The organism is Ruegeria sp. BHSA163 (assembly GCF_059613365.1).
In genome coordinates, this window is sequence record NZ_JBXWSJ010000009.1 from 1 (window position 1) to 23175 (window position 23175).

27 protein-coding genes and 1 other RNA gene are annotated in these 23175 nt (G+C 53.7%); 10 read left to right on the forward strand and 18 right to left on the reverse strand.

The window, feature by feature from the left end:
• The 10 genes from AC2FNV_RS06265 to AC2FNV_RS06310 all read right to left on the reverse strand — a co-directional run.
• Positions 1 to 874, reverse strand: an 874-nt coding sequence (locus AC2FNV_RS06265) for an ABC transporter substrate-binding protein (RefSeq protein ID WP_496772732.1), incomplete at its 3' end; no start/stop codon positions are given.
• A 119-nt stretch (positions 875 to 993) separates the two neighbouring features.
• On the reverse strand, positions 994 to 2988 hold the full coding sequence (locus tag AC2FNV_RS06270) for a CocE/NonD family hydrolase (protein ID WP_170607157.1): 1995 nt from the start codon (positions 2986 to 2988) through the stop codon (positions 994 to 996).
• A gap of 67 nt (positions 2989 to 3055) precedes the next feature.
• A complete protein-coding gene (gene dtd / locus AC2FNV_RS06275; protein ID WP_170478624.1) occupies positions 3056 to 3493 on the reverse strand; it encodes a D-aminoacyl-tRNA deacylase in 438 nt (145 codons plus the stop codon).
• Positions 3494 to 3520: 27 nt separating this feature from the next.
• Positions 3521 to 4189 carry a nitroreductase gene (locus AC2FNV_RS06280; protein ID WP_170607154.1) on the reverse strand — a complete coding sequence of 223 codons (669 nt, stop codon included), beginning with the start codon at positions 4187 to 4189 and terminating at the stop codon, positions 3521 to 3523.
• Positions 4190 to 4255: 66 nt separating this feature from the next.
• Complete coding sequence (locus tag AC2FNV_RS06285) at positions 4256 to 5347, reverse strand: TFIIB-type zinc finger domain-containing protein (protein ID WP_496772735.1); 1092 nt, start codon at positions 5345 to 5347, stop codon at positions 4256 to 4258.
• 39 nt (positions 5348 to 5386) lie between these two features.
• Positions 5387 to 6529, reverse strand: coding sequence for an SPFH domain-containing protein (locus AC2FNV_RS06290; protein ID WP_170607151.1), 1143 nt, complete (start codon positions 6527 to 6529; stop codon positions 5387 to 5389).
• 28 nt (positions 6530 to 6557) lie between these two features.
• Positions 6558 to 7511, reverse strand: a complete 954-nt coding sequence (locus AC2FNV_RS06295) for a DUF2927 domain-containing protein (RefSeq protein WP_170607149.1) — start codon at positions 7509 to 7511, stop codon at positions 6558 to 6560.
• Between the two features lie 11 nt (positions 7512 to 7522).
• Positions 7523 to 8713 (reverse strand): toxic anion resistance protein, encoded by a 1191-nt coding sequence (locus tag AC2FNV_RS06300; protein ID WP_170610848.1) that lies wholly within the window; start codon positions 8711 to 8713, stop codon positions 7523 to 7525.
• 30 nt (positions 8714 to 8743) lie between these two features.
• Entirely contained in the window at positions 8744 to 9658 is a 915-nt protein-coding gene (locus AC2FNV_RS06305) for a 5-bromo-4-chloroindolyl phosphate hydrolysis family protein (RefSeq protein ID WP_170607145.1), read from the reverse strand.
• Positions 9659 to 9833: 175 nt separating this feature from the next.
• Entirely contained in the window at positions 9834 to 10649 is an 816-nt protein-coding gene (locus tag AC2FNV_RS06310) for a pseudouridine synthase (protein ID WP_496772738.1), read from the reverse strand.
• Between the two features lie 61 nt (positions 10650 to 10710).
• On the opposite strand from AC2FNV_RS06310, the gene AC2FNV_RS06315 reads away from it, so the two are divergent.
• Positions 10711 to 11172: a nucleoside deaminase gene (locus AC2FNV_RS06315; RefSeq protein WP_170607143.1), complete on the forward strand. Its 462-nt coding sequence runs from the start codon at positions 10711 to 10713 to the stop codon at positions 11170 to 11172.
• Positions 11173 to 11198: 26 nt separating this feature from the next.
• On the opposite strand, the gene AC2FNV_RS06320 is transcribed toward AC2FNV_RS06315, so the two are convergent.
• Positions 11199 to 12167: a nuclear transport factor 2 family protein gene (locus AC2FNV_RS06320; RefSeq protein WP_170607142.1), complete on the reverse strand. Its 969-nt coding sequence runs from the start codon at positions 12165 to 12167 to the stop codon at positions 11199 to 11201.
• Positions 12168 to 12177: 10 nt separating this feature from the next.
• Positions 12178 to 12870 (reverse strand): metal-dependent hydrolase, encoded by a 693-nt coding sequence (locus AC2FNV_RS06325; RefSeq protein ID WP_170607141.1) that lies wholly within the window; start codon positions 12868 to 12870, stop codon positions 12178 to 12180.
• A gap of 57 nt (positions 12871 to 12927) precedes the next feature.
• Between AC2FNV_RS06325 and AC2FNV_RS06330 the strand changes: the two genes are divergently transcribed.
• Positions 12928 to 13605: a ceramidase domain-containing protein gene (locus tag AC2FNV_RS06330; protein WP_170607139.1), complete on the forward strand. Its 678-nt coding sequence runs from the start codon at positions 12928 to 12930 to the stop codon at positions 13603 to 13605.
• On the opposite strand, the gene AC2FNV_RS06335 is transcribed toward AC2FNV_RS06330, so the two are convergent.
• The 3 genes from AC2FNV_RS06335 to AC2FNV_RS06345 all read right to left on the reverse strand — a co-directional run bounded on the left by AC2FNV_RS06335 (position 13578) and on the right by AC2FNV_RS06345 (position 15233).
• The gene (locus AC2FNV_RS06335; protein WP_170607138.1) at positions 13578 to 14333 is read right to left on the reverse strand and encodes a class I SAM-dependent methyltransferase; all 756 of its coding nucleotides are present in this window, start codon (positions 14331 to 14333) and stop codon (positions 13578 to 13580) included. The two genes, AC2FNV_RS06330 and AC2FNV_RS06335, sit on opposite strands and share 28 nt — an antisense overlap.
• A gap of 37 nt (positions 14334 to 14370) precedes the next feature.
• Positions 14371 to 14934: a DUF4202 domain-containing protein gene (locus tag AC2FNV_RS06340; protein ID WP_170607136.1), complete on the reverse strand. Its 564-nt coding sequence runs from the start codon at positions 14932 to 14934 to the stop codon at positions 14371 to 14373.
• 140 nt (positions 14935 to 15074) lie between these two features.
• Positions 15075 to 15233, reverse strand: coding sequence for a hypothetical protein (locus AC2FNV_RS06345; protein ID WP_496772742.1), 159 nt, complete (start codon positions 15231 to 15233; stop codon positions 15075 to 15077).
• A gap of 239 nt (positions 15234 to 15472) precedes the next feature.
• Between AC2FNV_RS06345 and gatC the strand changes: the two genes are divergently transcribed.
• From gatC to rnpB, 5 genes are all read left to right on the forward strand, one after another.
• Entirely contained in the window at positions 15473 to 15760 is a 288-nt protein-coding gene (gene gatC, locus AC2FNV_RS06350; protein WP_170478658.1) for an Asp-tRNA(Asn)/Glu-tRNA(Gln) amidotransferase subunit GatC, read from the forward strand.
• A gap of 3 nt (positions 15761 to 15763) precedes the next feature.
• Entirely contained in the window at positions 15764 to 17251 is a 1488-nt protein-coding gene (gene gatA / locus AC2FNV_RS06355) for an Asp-tRNA(Asn)/Glu-tRNA(Gln) amidotransferase subunit GatA (RefSeq protein WP_170607132.1), read from the forward strand.
• 43 nt (positions 17252 to 17294) lie between these two features.
• Positions 17295 to 18002 carry a hypothetical protein gene (locus AC2FNV_RS06360; protein WP_170607130.1) on the forward strand — a complete coding sequence of 236 codons (708 nt, stop codon included), beginning with the start codon at positions 17295 to 17297 and terminating at the stop codon, positions 18000 to 18002.
• Entirely contained in the window at positions 17953 to 18672 is a 720-nt protein-coding gene (locus AC2FNV_RS06365; protein ID WP_170607127.1) for an N-acetylmuramoyl-L-alanine amidase, read from the forward strand. Before AC2FNV_RS06360 ends, AC2FNV_RS06365 begins: the two co-directional genes overlap by 50 nt.
• A gap of 98 nt (positions 18673 to 18770) precedes the next feature.
• Positions 18771 to 19162: RNase P RNA component class A (gene rnpB, locus AC2FNV_RS06370), an RNA gene on the forward strand.
• A gap of 7 nt (positions 19163 to 19169) precedes the next feature.
• On the opposite strand, the gene AC2FNV_RS06375 is transcribed toward rnpB, so the two are convergent.
• The 3 genes from AC2FNV_RS06375 to AC2FNV_RS06385 all read right to left on the reverse strand — a co-directional run bounded on the left by AC2FNV_RS06375 (position 19170) and on the right by AC2FNV_RS06385 (position 21061).
• Complete coding sequence (locus AC2FNV_RS06375) at positions 19170 to 19502, reverse strand: GYD domain-containing protein (RefSeq protein WP_170478669.1); 333 nt, start codon at positions 19500 to 19502, stop codon at positions 19170 to 19172.
• A 67-nt stretch (positions 19503 to 19569) separates the two neighbouring features.
• Positions 19570 to 20412, reverse strand: a complete 843-nt coding sequence (locus AC2FNV_RS06380) for a DUF2182 domain-containing protein (protein ID WP_170607125.1) — start codon at positions 20410 to 20412, stop codon at positions 19570 to 19572.
• 13 nt (positions 20413 to 20425) lie between these two features.
• The gene (locus tag AC2FNV_RS06385; protein ID WP_170478675.1) at positions 20426 to 21061 is read right to left on the reverse strand and encodes a DUF1326 domain-containing protein; all 636 of its coding nucleotides are present in this window, start codon (positions 21059 to 21061) and stop codon (positions 20426 to 20428) included.
• Positions 21062 to 21392: 331 nt separating this feature from the next.
• Here AC2FNV_RS06385 and AC2FNV_RS06390 point away from each other — a divergent pair, with 331 nt between their 5' ends.
• From AC2FNV_RS06390 to AC2FNV_RS06400, 3 genes are all read left to right on the forward strand, one after another.
• A complete protein-coding gene (locus AC2FNV_RS06390; RefSeq protein WP_170607123.1) occupies positions 21393 to 22097 on the forward strand; it encodes a DUF533 domain-containing protein in 705 nt (234 codons plus the stop codon).
• Positions 22098 to 22221: 124 nt separating this feature from the next.
• On the forward strand, positions 22222 to 22389 hold the full coding sequence (rpmG, locus tag AC2FNV_RS06395) for a 50S ribosomal protein L33 (protein WP_010441901.1): 168 nt from the start codon (positions 22222 to 22224) through the stop codon (positions 22387 to 22389).
• Positions 22390 to 22607: 218 nt separating this feature from the next.
• A complete protein-coding gene (locus AC2FNV_RS06400; RefSeq protein WP_170607121.1) occupies positions 22608 to 23114 on the forward strand; it encodes a lipoprotein in 507 nt (168 codons plus the stop codon).
• Positions 23115 to 23175: the final 61 nt, after the last annotated feature.

Here is a 23175-nt window from a genome sequence, read left to right on the forward strand (position 1 = left end):
ACACATAATGGCCGCGGCCAGCGGTCGAATGCACGGTCAGATTCGGCGCGCGACCCAGCAAATCGGCCACCTTTGGTTCGACCCGGTTGATGGCGTGAACTTGTCCCGACTGCAGCGCCGCGGTACGCGCTGTCGCGTCGTTGATGACCACGACTTCGACACTGTCGAAATTGCCAAAATCACTGTTCCAGTGGTTTTCAAACTTGGTGTACATGTGGCGAACACCGGGCTCATCTACCTCCAGCTTGTAAGGACCGGTTCCGATGCCGGCACCTGGATTGTCCATGCCGCCGTCTGGCTGAACAATCAGGTGGTAGTCGGCCATCAAATAGGGCAAATCCGCGTTCGGTTCGGTCAGAGTGACCTGGAAGTTGTCACCGTCCGCTTTCATGGACTCGATACCCTTCATGATGCCCAGAGCACCAGACTTTGAATCTTCGTTCGAGTGGCGCTGCATTGTTTTCAGCACGTCCTCGCTGGTCATGGTCTTGCCGTTGTGGAACTCAACCCCTTGGCGCAGTTTGAACGTCCAAACTTTGGCGTCGGCGCTACCTTCGACGCTTTCTGCGAGCCGAGGTTCAATCGTTCCGTCCGGCGCGACTTCGACCAGCTGGTCACCGAACTGTTTACCATTCTGGAACGGAACTGAGCTTGCATAGGTTGCTGGATCAAGAGAATTGGTCGATTCACCGCCCTGAAGGCCGAACTTCAGATCTCCGCCCTTTTTCGGGCCAGCCGCGCGCGCGGCGTTTGCGAACATTGTGCTGGCCATCGCAGCGGAAACTCCTAAGGCCGCAGCTTTGCCCATGAATTCACGACGTGTCAGCTTACCAGCAGTCACCTCTTTGGTCATGTGAGTGAGTTGTTCGTTCATCCAAAATCTCCCAATTGGTTGGATCAAGCCACTTACGGGCTTTTATTGACGCATGGGTCAAAGTTGCGCATTTCCGCTCATCGGGCAAGATTTAATGTAAATCGAGTTTCATGCCGGATTTACACTTGTTCCCGCGGTATCGTGTCTTCGATCTGGCGGGAATGGATTACCTTGCCGTTCTCGTAGGCCATTATACTGGCTCGAAGATGAAAATCGGAACGATCTGACCACATTTCACAGTTGGTTTGGGTTCTGAGGTTCACGTCCCCTCGGACCATCTCCTGCACCCAAGTACATTCGCCTCGTGCTGATAATGGATCATCAGGATGGATCGACCATGATTCGCTGGCGCTTCCTCCACTGATCAGGCCGTGTTCGTCGTCTCGGGCAAGGCCGAAGTCATCTTCAATTGTCAGGCGAAGCAGACCTGTGTTCATGTCCGTTTCAATACGTCTTGAATTTGTCGCAGTCCGCAAAGTCGTAAGCTTGCGCTCCGCGTCGCTTTCAGCCGGGGCAAATAACCATTCATCGGTTTCGGCGGTCGGTCTCACCGGTATGGTGATATCGCCGTCACTTAAGTGAAGTTCGGTAACCTCGGGCGACGGCCAGATCAACGGCCAATAGGCGTTGGAAATGGCTACGCGCAGGCTGTGGCCTTTCGGAACGCGATAAGCAATATGATCAAGGTCAAGCGTCACTTCATAAGTTTGACCGGGCGCTAGAGCCTTGGGCCGTGCATGATCATTGCGATGGGTCAGATTGAGCACACCATAAGTTATTCTGGCAGAGGCACCGTCGGGATGGACATGATTCAGACGTACCACGACCTGTGCTTGCGGTTTATCGGAACTTAGACTTAACCGAACCCGAGGTGCGCCGACTATGTCCAGATCTTCGGTCAACCCGGGGCCATCGAAGCAAACCGACAGGGCATCATCAGCGCGTTGATCACCCGGCATGTCGGGGCCTAGCCAAATGGCACAGAACTCCCCACTTTCCATTCCACAGTGTTGCGGCGAGCTAACGCGTTGGTCCAGCGGACCGGTCTTGTCGAGCCCAAGGTTGCTAAGCGTCATCTTTAAGTGCGTTATATGCGAAGTCGTGCCATTTGACTCGGCGATCCAACGCCCCGGTCGTTCGGGATACCATCGTGCCGGACGAACGCCATCCATTAAGTAGGCCCGATAATCGGGATCATTTTCAACGCCGGTTTCGATACCTTTGAGCCAACGTTCCCACCATCGAAGAGCTTCCTGCAAGAACCCAATCCTGGGTTCGGGAACTGCGAAATGAGGGTACTTGTGAACCCAAGGCCCAACGATCCCTTTTGTAACAGCCGCTAGTCTTTCGACCAGTAACGGCACAGTGTTTTTATAGCTATCGCCCCAACCGCCAATCGCCAAAGTTGCAGCACTGATTGCGTTGAAGTCTTCACAAACGGAACCGTGCCGCCAATAGTCATCACGTGTTTGGTGGCGCAGCCAGACTGACGGCAGAAATGGTTCTGCTTCCAACCTCTTTTCCCAAATCTCGCGCCAATCCTTGCGTAGTGCCGGGTCAGGCGCACGAGAGGAATAAGACCACATCGTTGCGCCCCAGCCCAAGTTCTCGTTCAAAAGGCAGCCACCTTTGTAGTGTATGTCGTCGGCGTACCGGTCCGCTGTCGAGCATAAGGTTATGATCGCTTTCAGGGCGTCAGGCTGCATCGCTGCCACCTGAAGGGCGTTGAACCCTCCCCAACTGATGCCCATCATACCTACCGAGCCATTGCACCATGGCTGCCGTGCCAACCAGTCAATGACCTCGACTGCATCGTCCAGCTCTTGTTGGGTGTATTCGTCTTCCATGAACCCTTCGCTGTCACCATTGCCGCGCATGTCAACGCGGACGCAGGCATATCCACGCTTGGCAAACCACGGATGGGTCAGGGCATCGCGGGTCGCTGTGCCGTCGCGTTTCCGGTAGGGCAAGTATTCAAGAATGGCAGGAACAGGGTCTTTTTTTGCGTCCAAAGGCATCCACATCCGCGCTGACAATCGGCAACCGTCGGACATTTTGATGCCCATGTCAGGAAGATCTTCGATGTCGCGCAGCGAATTGGCAGCTGGAGTCATATGGTCGACTTCCTTTCAGTTGGTTGAGTTCCTGCGGCAAAGTCGGGTGACGCGCTTTCGCCCCTCATCAGTTTTCCATCCAGATTGTCACGGGACCATCGTTGACGAGTTCAACCGACATGTCCGCTCCGAAGGCTCCAGTTTCCACAGGAATCCCGTGGTCAGCGAGGTTTGAGACGAAGGCATTGAAAAGACGCTCACCCTCCGCTGCCGGGGCCGCGTCCGAAAAGCCGGGTCTGTTGCCACGCGTCGTATCGGCGGCCAAGGTAAACTGACTGACCACCAGAGCCGAGCCGCCAACATCCAGGATCGATCTGTTCATTTTTCCAACTTCGTCCTTGAATATCCGCAGTTTAGCTATTTTTTGCGCCAGTTGAGCGGCCTTCTCTGGACCATCTCCGTGCATTGCACAAACTAGGATCATCAGACCTGGGCCGGATTGACCGATCAAGGCACCATCGGTCCATACAGAAGACTTCGACACTCTTTGCAACAATGCTCGCATGAACGATATGATCCTCTGTCTTATCTGTTAGCCACGCCAGTCAACGAATTGACCCAAAGGTGCGCGGTCGGTTCGAAACCCGTTAGCTGGATGGTCAGTGTCAGGGTAGCCGAAGGAGATAGCACAAAGGATCAGCCGGTCATCCGATATGTCAAAGTAGCGATGCAGAAACGGCCCATAAGAAGCCACGGCGGCCTGGGGAATGCATGCCAAACCAAGCGACTGAGCGGCCAAGGAAAAGGCCGTTACGAAACCTCCGCAGTCCATGGCGCCATAAGAACCCAGCTCAACGGGACTGGACAGAATTGCGCAATGCGGAGCTCCAAACAGGGCAAAATTTTCCATCATCTGTCGTTGGGACGCTTCGCGGTCGCCTTTTTTGACTCCGACCGCTTCGTACAACGCCCAGCCGCACGCGCGCCGGCGATCCTGGTAAACTCCGGAGTAGCTTGTTGGGAACGGCATATCTGGGGCAGGTGGGCGGTTGGTCGCCTCCTGCTGCAATGCTATACGGAACCTGTCTGTTTCATCTCCGGTGGTAACGACTACTTTCCAAGGTTGCGCGTTGCACCAGCTTGGTGCACGTCCCGCGCTAATGAGCAACTGCTCAATCTCTGTCTTAGGAACTGGATCGGGTCGAAAGGCTCTGCACGAGTAGCGTCCCCGCAGCAATTGATTCAGAACTGAGATGGTCAAACGGTCACTCCCTGTTTCAGTTCAGGAAGATGCACTCCGTTTCGAACTCAAGCAAGCGCATAGAAATTACTGCTGACCGGTCGCTGCCATATAACCAATCGCAGCGGCAACTATTAGCCCCAAAGTCACCGCAATCGTTATCTTTATTGCCGACCAAGGTCTTTCCCCTTGCACGCGCCCGGTGCGGCCATTGACAACAAACCTGTAGGTTTGTCCGCGATACTTGTATGCCGCCATCCAAACCGGCAACAGAATATGTTTGAAAGTGACATCCCGAACGTCAGTTTCGACCGCATGGATGCGCTGACGATCACCTCCGATGTCGAATCGAACGTCCCTTTCGATAACGCGTGCCATGTAACTCCGGGCTTCCTGATAGCCCTCGCGAAGTTCGACGGTATAGGCTTCGGCCCGAAAACCCGCCAAATACTCTGGCTGATAAGGTTCCAGCGCTGGCAGGTCCCATGGTTCCAAAGCATCGGTGTAGGACTTTGGCAAAGATCGCGAAGCCAGAACCAGAACATCATCAAAGAATCTGGCCACACGACCGGATTTTGGTGACCACCTGATTTTTGGCACCTGTTGTTGAACGCGTTTCCCGTCCTTAACGACTGTGCGAGTTTCGTAATAGACCGTCCCTCGCTCGCCCCGGTAAGACGATTTGGTATCAGCATCAAATGTCCAATATGGAACGTATATACCCTGCATTTTCCGGCCCTTGCGCGCATAGTCTTTCAAGCCATTTGGCGCGAACCATAGACGTCCCAGCCAGTCACTCATGGCCTTATTTGCAGATCGCTCGTCCAGCGCGAAAGGCAGGACGCCGCGGGGTTTGATATGGCGGCTGATGCCGGTGTCCGTAACAACTGGCGTGGCACAAAACGGGCATTCCGCTGCATGCGTGTTCGGGTCGAATTCGACCTGCGCAGCGCAGTTGGGGCAGGTCAGAATCCGAGTTTCTTCGATTTCGCTGTCAGGTAAGCGATCCGCCACTGCGGCGTCAAAATCCAACTCTCGTAAGTTGGCGCCACCCCAAGGCCCGTCACCGATAGGTTCCGAGTTTCCGCAATGATCGCAGGTCAGCGTTCCGTTGGCTGGATTAAAACGATAATCCGCTCCACATTGGTTACAAGGGAAACGGTGTTCTTCATTGGTCATAGCGCGGCTCACCTTGTTCTGTGCGCGACAAATCCGTTTCTACGCGCCGGGCGGCGGTGGGGGCAGAATCGTGAACAGTTGCGCTAGTTCCTGAACATCGCCTGCCTTTTTCCATCCGTCCTGACCAGCCGTCCAGACATGTGTGTCCCGCGTGATCTCTCCCTCGGTCGCCATTCGACCCATCTTGGCCTTGGAGAACGGCCCACTGGTTTGGCCATCGACGGCTATGTGCCAAACATGTTCAACGGGCGGAGGCGGCGGTGGAGTCGTCGGAGTGGAGGGTTGTGATGATGCCGACGCACCCCATGGGCCACTTGGCTGGCCCGATGCCATGTTTGCCATCTGGTTCGCCATTGCCATTCCCATGCCCATTCCCAATCCTGCGCCCACACCCCCGCCTTGGCCCGTGTTGTTGGCCGCAGCCGTCATCGCTTCGGCGGCAGAATATTGTGTGAACTTGCCCAGATCGCCTGCCAAACCCATCGAAGTCCGCTTGTCGAGCGCGGCTTCGACTGCCGGAGGCAATGATATGTTCTCAATGTAGAACTCGGGCATTTCCAATCCGTAGCCCTCAAGAACAGGTGACACCTCGGCAGCGATGAGTTTGCCCAAGTCGGCCGTATTTGCGGCCATGTCGAGGACCGGAATTCCGGAGCCTGCGATCACTCGGCTGAATTCCTGAACGATTATGTTCCGGATCTGAAAACTGATCTCATCCATTGTAAATTCGCCGTCAGTGCCAACGATCTCGACGAGGAACTTCGCTGGGTCCTTCACTCGTACCGTATACGTGCCAAAGGCCCTAATACGGGTCGGCCCAAACTCTGGGTCCCGCAACATGATTGGATTTTTTGTTCCCCATTTTAGATCGTTGAAGCGGGTTGTGTTGACGAAATAGATTTCGGACTTGAATGGTGATTGGAAACCATGATCCCAATGCTGCAGCGTAGTCAGTATCGGCATGTTGTTGGTCTCGAGCATATAAAGGCCCGGAGTGAAAACATCCGCCAACTGCCCCTCATGCACAAAAACCGCTGCTTGACCCTCGCGGACAGTCAACTTGGCCCCGTATTTGATCGCGTGACCTTCGCGTTCGAAGCGCCAGACCATGGTATCCCGCGTGTCATCCACCCAATGAATGACGTCAATGAATTCTCCGGTCAGAAAATCGAATATTCCCATTGGGGTTCTCCTGTTTTTGGGGTCAACGTTATAACCCCATCAATTCACGGGTAATGTTCCGCACCACTGGACGTGCGTCTTCCACCGAGACGCCTGGTTGCAAACGTCGATCGTACAATAATTTCAGCAGATGTTCGTCATGACTTGTCAGTAACGCAAATTCATCGTCGTCATTGAATATCGAAGGCCGGGCAGCCGGGCTGTCGTTTGGCAGGCCCAAACCTTGCGCGATTTCTTCGTGGATGCAGCTTAACCGCACAAGATCGGGTAGTTCGGCCCGAATTAATGCGACAGCACGCACATAAACGTTCGGCGCCGAGTTCGTGGCGGAAGCGAATACAAAACAGTCAAAAGAAGGGCGCGGATTAGCGATCAGGTCCAAGGTGCTTTGTCCAATATTCGGGACTAACTGTTTGAGGCGACCAACGACATAGCTACCGTCATCCTTGCCCGCAAAAAACACATGAAAGTTTCCGTTTCGACTGACGGTCGAAATAGGATGACCGGTCAATCTGGCCAATCTCTTGGAATAATTGGAAACGTCCTCCCGATCCTTGTTTCGCACTTCCGGTGGGACCGAGGGACCAAATTCGGGCTGGATGCGCACGGGGCCTGACCAGCGGCTCAGTTGCCCGTCTGTCCGCCGGGCGCCAACCGAGGCAATATCGTCCGGGTATTCGCTGTAAAAAGCGATTGTTTCGAAGTTTCTGGCCAGATCATCGGCTTCGTACGGTGTGTCAGGCCCGCCCCCGTCGGTCCTTAGCAGTCCGCGCGTTTGCAAATCGCGTTCTACTCGCTTGTAGAACCTTGCCAAATCCTGACTGGCCGCCGATGGCGGCACGTAAGCATTGGCTGTTTCAACAGTTTGGACGGGTTCGGGTTGGGGCGCGGTGACGGTTGGAACCACGTCTTCGCACCCTGCCACCACCAGCAGGGCAATGACCCCAAAGGTCAATCTAAATTGATGTCCTTTCGGGACCATGGCCCCCAACCTCAGCTGGGGACTGCTGTGTTGGCGGTGTCGCCCAGACCGTCCTTGCGAGCTTTGGCAGATGCCAGTGTATCGCGCAGTTCCGCCTCCATTTTTTGCAATTCTTCCTCAGCAGCAGCTCGTCTGGCTTTGCCTTCATCTGCGATTGCCAGGCTTTCGTTGATCGTGCCAATCAGGTCAGCGTTGGCCTTTTTAACAGCCTCAATATCGAAAACGCCACGCTCCATCTCTTCTCGGATCATTTTGTTTGACTGCCGCAGGTTGGCCGCGTTCGACGTCAGCAACTCATTCGTAAGATCGTTTGCATCCCGGACTGCCGCCGCAGCTTCGGCGCTTCGTTGGATCGTCACGGCTTGCGCCAATTGGGTTTCCCAAAGTGGAACAGTGTTTACCAGCGTGGAATTGATCTTGGTAACAAGCGATTTGTCATTTTCCTGCACCAGTCGGATCGAGGGCAGAGATTGCATTGTTACTTGCCGTGTCAATTTCAGATCGTGAACGCGGCGTTCCAGATCATCTCGTGCAGCGCGCAGGTCGCGCAATTCCTGCGCTTTCATTACCTGTTCGTCCTCTGGGGCGGCCTCGACCTCAGCTTCTTTTTCAGGAATATCGTGGCTGTCCAGTTCAGTCAGTTTTTCTTCGCCGGCAGCAATATAAAGCGCCAGTTCATCATAAAATCCCAAGGTCTTTTCGTAGAGTAAATCCAGTGATTTGATGTCTTTTAGCAAGGTATGTTCATGCCCCAACAAATCGTCAGTGATCCTGTCGATCTGGTTCTGAACTTCTTCGTACTGGGCGGTGAACTTGGCAAATGGAGCGGCTCTGCCCAACAATTTTTCCCACCAGCTGCGTTCGCGACGAACATCAAGTTCGCTGACCGAAAACCCCCGAATGGTGGTTACGATGTTACGAAGGCTATCACCAGCAGGCCCTACATCCTTGTTCTTCACATCTGCCAGCATGGCCTGGCTGATTTCCTGCAGTTCTGCTTGGGCTGAAGATCCAAAAGCAACGATCGAGTTTGTGTTGTCCATGTCGATCTCGTCCATGCGTTTTCGGATCTCTGCACTGACGGCTTCGTCAGCCTCTTCCAGCGTAACGACTTCGGCCTGTGGTTCAGGCAGCGCGACGGCTGTCACTTCCTGAACCAGAGTTTCTGTTTCAACGGCCTTGTTCTTGATGTCTTCGGACATTGGGTAAATCCTCGCTCAAATATTGGCCGGTCAGTCAAGCCGGACTCCTTCGCGCTGCAACCTTTCGCGCAACACATCAATTTCGACCGTCAGGTCGCTTCTATCATCCAATAACATTTTTCTGGTTCGCGCCGCGAAATTCTGTTCAAGATCGTCCAGTAAAGCCGAGTAATCTGCTAACGCTTGGGGGTCGCGCGTTCGGGCGTAAACATCTGCGAACTTTACCGTCGCGTCGCGTGCGCCCTGCAGATACACCGTCAGGTATTTTCGTGCACCCGCCAAGTCGCGCGGATCTTCCTCGACCGTGCGAAACAGATCTCGGGCTGTTGTCTGAAATTTTTCTACACGTGCTTCGATCCTACGATCTCCGGCCCGTTTTATGGCATCCGTCATTTCAGACAGATGTGTTTCCGCATCTTCAACGACCCGGGCTACGCGGTCTTGCTGGAAAGTGTCTATTCCTTCCATGCCCTTGTCCTTCATCGGATCAAGGCCAAACGAAACCGAGTGCAAAACGGTCGCGACTCCACCAAACAAGATCGGAGCCAGCAAGCTCGCCTGCATGGCGGCGTCTGTGCTTATCAATTCAGTTCGGTAAGATGCTAGCGCAACTCCCAAACCAGTCAGAACACTTGCACTGATCTTTCGGGGAAAAGCAGGGCGCCGGGCCGTCCGTCGTTCGTTATAAGCTGCCTCGGCACGCAATCCTTCGCGCAGCAGAAAAGCCGCAGCCGTCAGCAAACCTGCTGCCACTAGTCCGATGGTCATGCCAATAGCACCATCATTTAGGGACAAAAATACAAGTGGAATAGCTGGTACAAACAAGACGTTCGCGCGTGCGCCTGCGGGTTCGACGCGTGCACCGTCAAACTGTCCGCGCGGAGGCTGTGCGTCCGGCTCGGACCCGCCCTGAGGGCTGAATTTCCCGCCATACCGCTTAGCCATGCTGTTACAAGCCTCCCAGCAGGCCGGTGCAAACGCCAAACATCACCACCAACAACGCCACATAAGCGAATTTTTGAACTCCGGAACCGGACATGATGCCCCCTCATCACAGTTTCCTAGGAAAATTTAGTGGAAGCGAGGGCTTGGCGCTAGGGGGAAGGTTTACAAACCGTCGTCAATTGCGATGTTTCTTGCTTACGGTCGCACGTTTGCGTTGCGGCCGGACCGGACGCTTTGAAGGGTTGCCAGGTTTTGCCCCTTCATCCAGACCCAGCTGATCGCGCATGACACGACGGCGAACTTCCTCGACTTCGCCTGCCTTAAGCGCGCCCAGTTGAAATGGTCCATATGAAACACGCAACAACCTGTTGACGGCAAAACCGATGTCTTCCATCGCGCGCCGAATCTCCCGGTTTTTCCCTTCTCGCAGGCCAACGGTAAGCCACGCATTGGCCCCTTGCTGTCGGTCTAAAGTCACTGTCATGGGTTGAAACCGCTCACCCTCAACTACCAGGCCGTTACGCAACGGCGCGAAATCCTCGTCTTTTGGTCGTCCGTTTACACGCACCCGGTACTTTCGCAGCCAGCCTGTCGAAGGTAATTCAAGCTTGCGCTTTATGCCGCCGTCATTGGTTAGCAACAACAACCCTTCCGAGTTTAGGTCCAAACGGCCAATGCTCATAACCCGCGGCATATCTTCGGGTAAGCTGTCATAAATTGTTGCTCGGCCTTTCTCATCTCGCGTGGATGTAACCAAACCCGGAGGTTTGTGATATAGCCAAAGACGAGTTGGTTCCGGTTCAGAAATCGGTTTGCCATCGACAATGATCTTGTCATTGACCGTCACGTTTAGTGCAGGGCTGTCGATTGTCTTGCCATTGACGGCGACGCGGCCTGCATTGATCATCCGCTCTGCCTCGCGACGAGAGGCGACGCCTGCGCGTGCAAGAACCTTGGCGATCCGGTCGCCTGGAGGAGGGGTGTTTCTCATTCCCCGGCCTTAACCTATCCCGACGGCTTGCGAAAGCCAGGTTTCTGAGGCAGTCAGAAGCATGATGTTCAGATCGCATATGGAATTGGCGTTGGAACAGGCGCGTGCCGCAGCAGATCGCGGCGAAGTTCCGGTTGGAGCTGTGGTCGTGTCACCCAGTGGAAGCGTCGTGGCGAAGGCTGGAAACCGGACGCGCGAATTGAAGGATCCCACTGCGCATGCCGAAATACTAGCCCTGCGGGAAGCCTGCGCTGTCACTGAGTCTGAGCGCCTGTCGGGTTTCGATCTTTATGTAACGCTGGAGCCATGCGCTATGTGCGCTGCGGCAATGGCGGCCGCACGCATCAGGCGTATCTATTATGGTGCGTCTGATCCGAAATCTGGTGGCGTCGCCCATGGCGCCCGGGTGTTTATACACCCTCAGTCCCATCATGTTCCCGAGGTTTATGACGGGATCGCTGCCAAGGAATGTGAAAAACTGCTCCAATCGTTTTTTGCAGAAAAACGCGCCGGAAATAACTAGTAAGCCCCTTGAAAGGTGAAAACTGTTCACGTCCAATTAAGACTGTACACCGTTTGGCGGCCTCCGAACCCTTTCAGCAAGACAGGTTTTGGTGGACCGAACCACCCATTAGGATCTGTATCGAGCATCAGGCGCGTAACATCCGAAACATGAATTTCGTTTGGACCGCTGACATCTGTAACGCGTGCCGCTTTATTGACAACCGTTCCAAAAAAATCTTCATCCTTTTGGATAACTTCACCGGTGTGAATGCCGATCCGTAGGCGCAAAATCTTCGCAGTGTCGATTGACGCATTGCGTCGCTGAAGGTTCACCGCCGCGTCCACCGAATCTTGTACGGAAGTAAAGATAGACATTGTGCCGTCACCGAGCGATTTGACCAATCTTCCCCGGTGCGAAACTATGATTCCTTCGGCCAGTTCCAAGTGCCTTGAGATTATATCCGCCCATTCATGGTCGCCTAGTTTGCGTGTCAGTTCAGAAGAATCTGCGATGTCGGTAAACATGACTGAGGCTATACCATCGCTCTGATCTTGCTGAAATCCGATACGCGCAGCTTCGACAAGGGCGTTAAGTGCCTCATGTTCCACACCAATCTTCTCCAGGTTGGACATAGGGTTGGACACATGCAGCTGTACCATTTTCCAGATGCCGTCTTCTAAATTCAGCACAAATGTGAACCGATGGGGCGTCGAATTTCCATTACTTGCAAAAGTGAGCGTCGCAGAACAATGGGCCCAGCCAACTTCGCCACATTCAAAGGCTTCCAAGCTGTGTTCATCCCAGTCGAATTCCGGAATTTCCCTTACATGATCTGCAAATCCGTCCCGAAACACAGTTCCGGACCAACACTCACCGTCTGCAGAGCCCTGATACCGCAAGTGCTCTGATTTCGACAACATGTTCATCAAGACTGCTTGGTCCTGGTTCTGAACGGCAAGGTTCCATCTGCGCACAACTGCGGCCAGTTCCGGCGACGGAGTTATCTTGCTCATAAAGCTGAACCTACAACCTGATTGCCTGCATAACTTCTGGTTCGATCACATCCACACCGGGCAGACCATCAATCAGATCCTGAGCCGTCTGCTCAAGGATCGGAAAGGTTTTGTAGTGGCAGGGTATTACCGTTTTGAATTTGAAAAACCGTTTAGCCGCATATGCAGCCCCTCTCATGTCCATTGTGAAATGACCGCCAGCCGACAAAATTCCGATATCGGGTTGATAATAGTCGCCCATCCAATCCATGTCGGCCATTATGTCTGTGTCGCCCGAAACATAAACCGTACGTCCCTCGGCAGCGATAATAAAACCAACCTCTGAACCGCCTGTTCGCAATCCTTCCGGAGTGGAAAAGGTTGAACTGTGTGATGCCGGTACCATGGTAACTTTTATGCCGTTCAGGTTGACGGTTCCACCTTTGTTAAATCCGACGGTTTCGATGTTTTCGGCTTCGGCCCAATAGCCCATCAGGTCGTATTGGCCGACCACGGGAATACCCAAGTGCTTTGCCAGTGGCAGCACATCGACCACATGGTCAAAATGCGTATGTGTCAAAAGAATATGCGTCGCGCCTTCAACTGCGTCATCGTGCTGCGCCTCTGGCAGAGAAGGGTTTCCGGTCAACCATGGATCAATCAGAAAAACCTGACCTTCGGTTTCAATTCTGAAGCTTCCATGTCCCAGCCAAATGATATTCATCAAGAATCCTCCAACATACAGCTTGGTCTCAGCCTAGCATCCGCTATGTAAAAATCTATGGAATGGTCAGAATATATTGATGGATACTGTGAGCGGCTGTCGCCTGCTTATTGGGCCGAACCAATAAATGCCGTGACGAATTTAGCATTTCTGATTTCGGCCTTCATTATGTGGAGCCGTGTTGCCGGTCAGAAGGCACCTCTAGCCTATCTTTTGATTGCAATTCTGGCTGGAATCGGTGTTGGCAGTTTTTTATTTCACACGCATGCTCAGGTTTGGGCCGCGGTCGCAGATGTCACACCTATTCTGATGTTTGTGCTGGTATATATTTTTGCAATAAACCGGGATGTTTGGGGGTTGAAACCCTGGCTCGCGGCAGCACTCACGCTGCTGTTTTTCCCTTTCGTCGCTGTGACGCTCCCATTGTTTCAAACGATACCCGGTCTTGGCGGCTCGGCGAGTTATGCCCCTATTCCGTTATTAATATTGATCTACGCAGCCTTATTACGCCACCGAGCGCCAGGTACGGCACGCGGCTTGGCGTTGGGCGCTGTCATCCTGATAGCATCTATAACTTTCCGCGCATTAGACGAACCGCTATGTGGCTCTTTTTCAGTTGGCACGCATTTTATGTGGCACATACTGAATGCAACGATGTTGGGATGGATGATCGAGGTGTATCTTCGATCGCTGTTAAGGCGTAACGGTCAGTCCGGCAATTTGCGCGCAACGTAGAATCCGTAACTCACAAAAGATGAATACTTTTCGTACAGGTCAATCTCGGTCTGCTCGGCGCTGACAAGCGCCATGGCTTCGCTTGAATGTCCGTGCTTGTCCAAAAAGTTAGCAAACCTGCCTTGCATTGGGCCATAGTAGTTGTCGCGCCAACAATCTGGTGACAAAGGAAAATAGCCCAAAACCTCGTACCCATGTGTTTCTAGCTGCCCGATCTTTTGAGACGGCAGTCCGACTTCGGGGTATTCCCGACCCCAGTGACGGGTCAAAGCGTCTGGTCGGTTTCGGGTGAGCCAGGTGAGCTCGGAAACTGCCAAGATACCGCCCGGTTTCAGGAACTTACGCCAGTACCGAACCCCGTTCTCAAACCCAATATTGTAGATGGCGCCTTCAGACCAGATCACTTCCAGCGAGGCATCTTGAAATGGCAGTGCTTCCATCGACGCGAGCAGCGTCTTGATGCGATCTGCAAGTCCAAGCTTCACGGCTTGAGTATCGAGTTCGTCAAGAAAGTCCTGCAAAAAGTCTACGGCGCAAATTTCGGCATTTAGGCTCTGTGCAAGGATCAGGCTGGCCGCCCCAGTGCCACAGCCAATATCGGCGATTTTCAAACGCTGTTTCTTGTTCAGTCCAGCCAGATCGATTGCACGCCGGGTCGCGTCCCTACCGCCGGGGCCCTGCCTTTGTCCCTTTATATGCAGATCCACCAAGAGTTTGAGTTGATCCATCGGATTGAGTCTCCGGTGTATGTTGGAAAAAACAATTTCATGGTTGAAAGGCTGCCGCCAGAACTTCAGGCAAATCGAACTCCCGCAACGCTCGCGCACGGCCATCTGACGACATCTTTCGCGCAGTTTTTTCAACGATCCTTTGTATCTTTTCGGAGGAGTGCTTGGCTGCAAAGGGCTGAAAATACCATTTAAGAAACACGAAACAGATCACATCCTCCAACGCCTGTACTTCGGCGTCACGCTTTATGCCTTGTTTGCGCAACATTTGACTCGCGGTCTCAAGCTGCTCATGGTCATAGCCCGCATCTTTCATATAAGTCATAACGACCTTTGCGTGGAACTCGCCCTGCGCCTTACGCCAAGCTAAATATCCTGCGCGACCTTCAGGATATTCGGACCGTTTTAGTTTCCAACGTTCAACATGCTGCCCCCGCGCGGCAATCTGCAGTTCTTCCGAAGCATTTGGGAAGAGTCTTTCAAGTTCTGCAGTCATCCGTTGACCATAAAGCAAAGCCTCGGGCGTACCATTTTCCAGATTTGGATCTTGTGAATTGGCCGCGTCTATGGCGTCCAGAACAAGTTGCATTCGAGCGGTCATTATTAGCTCCGTTGCGCCGACTACATTGAGCCAAGGTTGGGCATCATCTTTTCGATGTTAACGAGTTGGGAACAGCTGCGCAGCATTCAATTTAAACGCGCCCGGGTCAGGGGGGATCCGACCCGGGCTCAAGGGCCATTTTATCGCTCTGGGTGAACTTTATCTTTGGTTACAGGCTCCGCGATTGGATCGGGGAAATTCAGATCGCGGACTAGGTTATCCATTCTAAGATCAAAGGCTTGTGCCTGTGCCGTCAGAAATGAAGTGGACATAAGGAACGCTATAAAAAAGGTTTTCATTGCCTTTCTCCATGTTTGCTGCGCCGTCAGACTGAAATGAACTGTTTAGTTCATTTTTCAAGGGCCAAAATGAACTAATTGGTTCATTTTTTTTGTTATTTCGATTTACCTAACCGAACACCGCGTAAACGGGAGCTTTCTTCGGCTTAATGCGCGGAAATTGATCCCGTTAATCTGGTGCTCTTGCGACTGCCGCGACGGACAGGTAAATGCCCTCTGAGCGAATTTGAGGGAAGCCGATGTCAATTGACCAAAGTACCGCCGCCAAAGTGGCGAAACTGGCCCGGATCAAGGTCGAGGATGACGCGCTGCCGGCGCTGGCATCCGAATTCAACACGATCCTGGGCTTCATTGAGCAATTGAATGAAGTTGACGTAGAGGGTGTCGACCCGATGGTGTCGGTGGAGCCGATGCGTCTGAAGCGCAGAGAAGATGTGGTCACCGACGGCAACCAGCAAGACAAGGTTCTGGCAAATGCGCCCGACGCGCGCGAGGGCTTTTTCGCTGTTCCCAAAGTTGTGGAGTAAGACATGAGCGAACTTAACAAGCTGGGATTAGCCGAAGCGCGTGATGCATTGCGCAAAGGTGAGGTGACCTCGGTCGAGCTTACTGATTCTTGCCTGAAGGCAATTGATGAAGCCGCCGCGCTGAACGCGTTTGTCCACAAAACGCCCGAAATCGCACTTGAACGCGCTAAAGCCGCGGACGAACGGATCAAGAAGGGAAACGCTCCTTCCATGTGCGGTCTGCCGATTGGTATTAAAGATCTGTTCTGCACCAAGGGTGTGCCTTCTCAAGCCGCCTCAAGAATCCTTGAAGGGTTCAAGCCAGAGTACGAGTCGACGGTTTCTCAACAGTTGGCTGATAATGGCGCTGTGATGCTGGGCAAACTGAATATGGACGAATTCGCTATGGGTTCGTCAAATGAGACCTCTGTTTACGGAAATGCGGTCAGCCCTTGGCGGCGCGGTAACGATGATGCGCAGCTGACACCGGGTGGTTCGTCCGGCGGTTCCGCAGCAGCTGTTTCTGCGGATTTGTGTCTTGCGGCCACCGGGACAGATACTGGCGGCTCGATCCGACAGCCAGCTGCATTCACCGGCATCACGGGCATCAAACCGACCTATGGCAGATGCTCGCGCTGGGGTATTGTTGCGTTTGCCTCGTCGTTGGATCAGGCGGGGCCGATGACCAAAAACGTGCGGGACGCGGCGATCATGCTGGAAACGATGTGCGGTCACGACCCCAAAGATTCTACCAGCGCCGAACTGGCCGTACCGAATTTCGAAGGTATGCTTACCGGAGATATCAAAGGCAAGAAAATTGGCATCCCCAAAGAATACCGCATGGACGGTATGCCCGCCGAGATAGAAAAACTCTGGTCAGAGGGCGCTGAAATGCTAAAGGCCGCAGGTGCCGAGATAGTCGATATCTCGTTGCCGCACACGAAATACGCCTTGCCTGCGTATTACGTTATTGCTCCTGCCGAAGCGTCGTCGAACTTGGCGCGCTACGATGGCGTTCGTTATGGCCACCGCGCCACATTGGCACAAGGCGACGGCATAACTGAAATGTACGAAAAAACGCGAGCCGAGGGATTTGGTCATGAGGTCCAGCGTCGTGTCATGATTGGAACTTACGTTCTGTCGGCAGGCTTCTACGACGCTTACTACAATCGCGCGCGCCGCGTGCGTACCTTGATCAAGAAAGACTTCGAGGACGTATTTGCCGCCGGAATCGACGCGATTCTAACGCCGGCAACTCCTTCGGCAGCATTCGGACTGGGTGAGATGACCGAGGCTGATCCTGTTCAAATGTATTTGAACGATGTTTTTACCGTGACGGTAAACCTTGCGGGATTGCCTGGTATCTCGGTGCCTGCTGGCCTTGACAAGAAAGGTCTTCCGCTGGGTCTTCAGCTGATTGGGCGCCCGTGGGATGAAGGCGACCTGCTCAATACCGCCTATGCGTTGGAAAGTGCAGCAGGGTTTGTGGCAAAGCCCGTGAAATGGTGGTAAGCCTTCGGGCAGTACAGGCAACGCACAGAGACGGAAAAGCCAAATGCGCAATTTGCTTCTGATCCCCGTAATAGGATTGATTGGTGCGTGCAACACGGTGGCACCTGTCGAGGGAACGGGTTTCAATACGCCTCAGTATCAGGCGCAGCGAGAGGCGGAACTGACCGGGCAGGGATATACTGGAAATCCGCTGTTGCCACCCGAGGAAGTTTCACAACAACCGCTGTCAGCACAGGACCCGCAAGGGGCCGTATCAGTGGGCGGTGACAGTGCCGATATCGCCAACCAGACCGCTGTTGCATTGGCCAGCACATCTGGACAGTCTACGCAAACCGCGCTCGTGCAACCAATCAGCAATCCAGGAATTTCGGACGAGCAGGATTTTACTGCCGTTTCAGGTCGGCGCAGCATAGAATCCGACGCCGCTCTGATAGAACAGAACCGCCAGACTTACGAGGTCGTGGCTCCTACGGCGGTTCCGGCGCGCGGTCAGGACGGTCAACCCAACATCGTTCAATATGCGTTGAACACTTCAAACCCTGTTGGCACGCAACTTTATAGTCGAGCGGGTTTCAATCTTGAAGCCAAAGCGCAACGAAACTGTTCCCGTTTCACTTCACCAGATCAGGCGCAAATCGAGTTTCTTTCAAGCGGCGGACCTCAACGAGACCGTAAAGGACTTGACCCAGACGGAGACGGATATGCGTGCGGTTGGGATCCAAGCCCGTTCCGCAGTGCCATCAACAACTGATCCACTTACGCCGATCTGGCGCCCATCCCCCAATTTCGGCCCGCGCCGGGATGGTCTTACGCCGTCGCTGATCGTTATTCACTATACCGCGATGCAAAGTGCCGCTGCCGCGCTGGAACGGTTGTGTGATCCAGTGCATGAGGTATCGGCTCATTACTTGATTGGATCTGACGGAACCCTCTGGCAATTGGTTCGCGAAGAAGACCGCGCCTGGCATGCAGGCGCTGGGAGTTGGTGCAAAAAGACCGATATAAATTCCCGCTCGATTGGCATTGAACTAGACAATGCCGGCAATCATCCGTTTTCTGAACCACAAATGACGACCTTGGAACAACTGTTGGGTCAAATTAAAGCGCGCTGGTCTGTCAAACCCTCAGGGGTTATAGGCCATTCTGATATGGCTCCAGGCCGAAAAAGTGACCCCGGTCCGCGTTTTGACTGGTCGCGTTTGGAACATCAAAGCATAGCTTCAACTATTGGTTTCAACAAAGACCCTAAGGACGAGCAGTTTCATACTTTCCGAACGCTTGCGCGAAATGCCGGTTACACAGCTGATGTGGATGACGAAGCATTACTTGCCGCCGTACGCCTGAGGTTTCGACCATGGGCCAATGGTCCTCTTGAATCAGCAGATTTTGAGCCATTTGGCAGCTCAACCAATTTGGGTTGAGCCATAGCGTTTCTGGTTAGAGTGACAAAATGCCGTCAAACCCAAATGCTACCTGAACCCTTGACGTGGTCTGTCGCACCGCATACCCACCCCCGTGCGCGGAGGGCCGGATGGCCGCTGGGGCTTACGCCCGAGAGGAAAGTCCGGACTCCACAAGGCAACGGTGCCGGGTAACGCCCGGGCGGGGCAACCCGACGGAAAGCGCCACAGAAAACAAACCGCCACATTCGTGTGGTAAGGGTGAAACGGTGGGGTAAGAGCCCACCGCGCCGCTGGCAACAGTGGCGGCACGGCAAGCCCCACCGGGAGCAATGCCAAATAGGGTCCCCGCGCGGGCCGGTCGGCGTCAGCCGATACCGCCGCTAAGCGCGTCTTGGCCGAGAGGGACCGGGTTGGCAGCTGGAGCCGTGCAGCAATGTACGGCCTAGAGGAATGGTCATCGAAGGGGGCAACCCCGGAACAAGATCCGGCTTACAGGCCCTCCGCGCGTTATACCGTCAGCTGCCCGGAGGTGTGTAGGCACCGGTTAAGGCAGCGGCCTTTTCCGCGATTGAAACAAAGTCGTCTGCCGTCCATGCGCGAACAGTCTCGATCTTATCTACCGCTCCGGAGGCAGCCACTGCCATACCGACCGCTACCGCGTCGGTTCCGTCTGGTGCCTCGCTGATAACGACAACGTCATTCGAACCAGTTGTCATGTAGAACGCCAGCAACTTGCCGCCCACCTTTTCCAGCAACGCCTTTACCGGCCCAGTTCGGTTTGCTGGCTTTTCCAACATTCCTTGAACGCCAGATTGGGAATACGAAGCATAGGTGATAAAAACAGGCATTGTGTTTCTCCTACAATTTTTGCATCGGAACCCAAAATTTGGCCGGTTCCACAGCCATCGATACCCATCAAAGACCGGTCACAAACGCCGTTAGGACAAGCCAAAGCCCCGCCGCAATCAGGCAAAGGCCGGTAAGTATCGGCAGCCATTTTGCACGGGGCAGCAATTTCTCGAGGGCGACGTACAGAGCGATCCCTGCGATCCAATAGAGGTTCATGATGCCGCCAACGAATAGCAGCGCCATCAAGGCCCAGCAGCAGCCAAGACAGTACACCCCATGCAAAGCACCTGTTCGCAGTGCACCATAAGCGCCAGGCCGATTGTGTTTTGATAGAAAGCGGGCCGGGCTTTGACAATGTTTGAGGCACGCAGTTTTGAGATCTGACAGCTGATAAGCGCCCGCAGATACCAGAACACAGCCAGCAAATACCTTTGATCGTATCGTCATCATGGGTCCGTCGGCCAAACCGACAAGTTCCAATGCCCATTGCGCGCCTGTTGCGACAAGACTGAATCCGGCCCATGCGATTAGGTACCCGGTAAGGAAACAGAAACTGAGCCAAACAGCGGCGTTCTGATCGCGACCAACACGCTTTAACGCGGTATAGAGCAGCACTGTTGGTGCGGCGCTAGGCGTCATCATCGCAATCATCATGACCCACCACATCAGGAATATCAGAACAGCGTAGTTGCGGGTCCAAATGGGCGGACCGCCCATTTGCATCGGTTCACCTATTGGGCCGGCCATGCGCGTCATCTCCAGCGCCGACATGTTCATGCCGACCCCGGTGATCGTGTACCAAGCAGCGGCGAGAACAACTAGAGATACGCTGCCCAGCACAATATAGCGGTCATGCCGCAACAGCCGCTCAATCATTCCAGGTCGCGGCGAAGTATCGGATGTGGTCATCGTAAGGCTCTGATCAGGCTCCAACTACACCGTGACCCGAAATATTCAGATGGGCCAAATGCGCATGGGTTGCGTCAAAGGTCAGGCTAATTTCGCCGCCATGCGTTTTTGCGGAACCAGAAGCTGCCTCGGCATGACGATACTCAAAACCGTTCGGCAACTGAATCGAGGCACGATGAGCTGCACCTGAAACAATGTGCGGAATTGGGCTGACTTCGACATCGAAAATACCTTGCACTTTGGCATAGCCTGAGCGTTCGTCCCGGTCCCAACTAAGTTCAATCGGGACATAGAGCGTTTCATGCTTTGTTGGGGCCATGGCGCTGTAGACATACCACATCGTCGCCATTTCATCGGTGTCTTCACCGGTCATGATTGCTTGAAGGGCTGCGCGTTGCTCCGCGCTGGCGGACTCATCAACAATCAACTGCATCTGGCCGTTACCCTCGTGAATAGGGCCGGGCCAATAATAAACGCCAGCAGCTCGAACTCCGGCTAGATCAGTATCGCCGTAGTGACCACTTTTGATATCGAAAACAACCACTGCCTCGCAATTGCCATGTGTTGGAAGAACGCTGAATTGGCATGGGCAACCAAAATTGCAGTTACAGTTTGCCAGCTCTTCACCTTGAATAGTCCACTCAGTCATGATGCCCCCAAAAAATGTCATGCATATAAACTCTGCCGACAGAGGGTTTGCCTGTTTTTTGGTGCCTCGAAGTTCGAGCCCGCAATTGGCTTCTTAACTTAGTGGGTTACGCCGAACATATCAGGATTTCGTGATCCATTCAATTGAACGTGCCACATTTCAAACTTGGGATGAACCCGTGTTCAGATTCAAGCGTTATGGTGGTGGACAACGGCTCCGAATGACAAAGCGAATTTCAGGTAAGTGCTCAGATCGGACTCTGGTTTGTCTGAATACATGCAGGTGTTACGATAGTGTCCCATAAAATGCGCCATCCATTGGGAGGAATGAAATGAGTTTCATGAAAGCATTGGCTTCGGTTGCTGTGGGTTTTGCTGCGGCAAAGGGGCTTGAAAAATACAAGCAAATGGGCGGCATGGCTGGTTTACAGGACGCAATGCAAAGCGCAAGCAGTGGATTTGGAATAGATCAGCTTGGCAAGATGGCTGAACAGCTTGGAATGCCCGGTGGGGCTTCGGGGTTGCAAGAGATGATCGGCAAACTCGGAATCGCCGACCCGGCTGGTGCTGCTGGTTTGGGTGGATTGATCAACGCAATGCAGGGGGCTGCCAAAACTGGCAGCCAACAAACTGTTGATATGCTTGAGACGGTGTTCAATGGCACTCCGGGCGGGGCAGCCATGGAACAGCATGCCAAGCTAATGCTGCGAGCAATGATTCAGGCGGCCAAGGCTGACGGAGAATTGGATGCGCAAGAAAAGGAAACCATCTTGAGTGAATTGGGCGATGATATCAGCGACGAAGAACGCGCCTTTGTTCAAGAACAACTAGAAGCTCCGATCGACGTGATGGGGCTGGCTGCGGATTCCGGGGCGCCTCTTCGGGCTCAGATCTACGCCACGTCCCTTGCGGCGATTCGTTTGGACCATGAGCGCGAAGCTGACTATTTGCATCAATTGGCCTCAGCTTTGGGACTGTCGGACTCTGAACGCAACCAAATTCACGAATATATGGGTGCGTCGACATTGTTCAGCTAGCGCATATCTGCAACCGCTGCTCCCTAGGCAATTGCCCTTGACATAGTCCGTGCAAGGCGTAAAAGCGCACGCTCAAGAGGATTCAACCGAAAGGCCCCTGCCTTTTCGGACGCAGGAGATAACCATGGCGAAGCCGACGACAATCAAAATCCGTCTGAACTCGACCGCGGGCACGGGCCATTTCTATGTGACCAAGAAAAATGCTCGCACTATGACTGAAAAGATGACCATTCGTAAGTACGATCCGGTCGCTCGCAAACACGTCGAGTACAAGGAAGGCAAGATAAAATAATCTGCCCTCAATGGTGAAATTTCAAAGGGACTTTGCACTGGCAGGGGCCCTTTTTTTATGCTCATTGGGCAATTGGAAAATCACTCGAACATTGGATGATGGAAATCAGGCCGTTGCAGAGGCGCATCAGCCATTCAAGTATTCTGTTTTCGCGCGGGTTGCAATTTCGCGTCACCTGCCGCTACGCTTCGCCTAACCGACCCAAAATGTTGACCGTCATGAAAAAAATCATATTACCCGCACTTGCCGCCCTGACCCTTTCGGCCTGCGAAGACCCCTTTAACCGACAAGGGGTCGGGTTCACCGGAATAGACGGAGAACCGCGCACGATTTCCGAAGTGGCTGGCGCAGCTGCGTTCATTCCGCCTGCAACCAATGTTCCGGCAGAGCTTGCTGAATTGCCGACCATTCAAGTCACGTCAGATAAAACTGAACTGGAAAAGATGGCTGGTGTAGCTATCGATAACGGTGGACGCAGCGATACGACAGCGGTGCAGCTGTCGGGCAGCGCAACACCCCTTTTCCTTAGCACGGTCGCCGTGAATGGGAAATTGTTCGGCGTCTTGCGCACACCAAGCAACAGCAACCGCGTCGATAACTCGGTTGGTTCAATTTTTGGATCCGAGACTGAACGGTTCACAGGCTGTTTGTCTGCCGGCCAAGTATATCGGAAAGGTTCATCCGGTAAGAGTTCCGGTTTTGCGGTTCCACTGAACTGTAGCTAAGCTTTTTCTCTCTCAAGTCCCAAGCCCCTGCCTGAACGGCAGGGGTTTTCGTTTAGCCCGG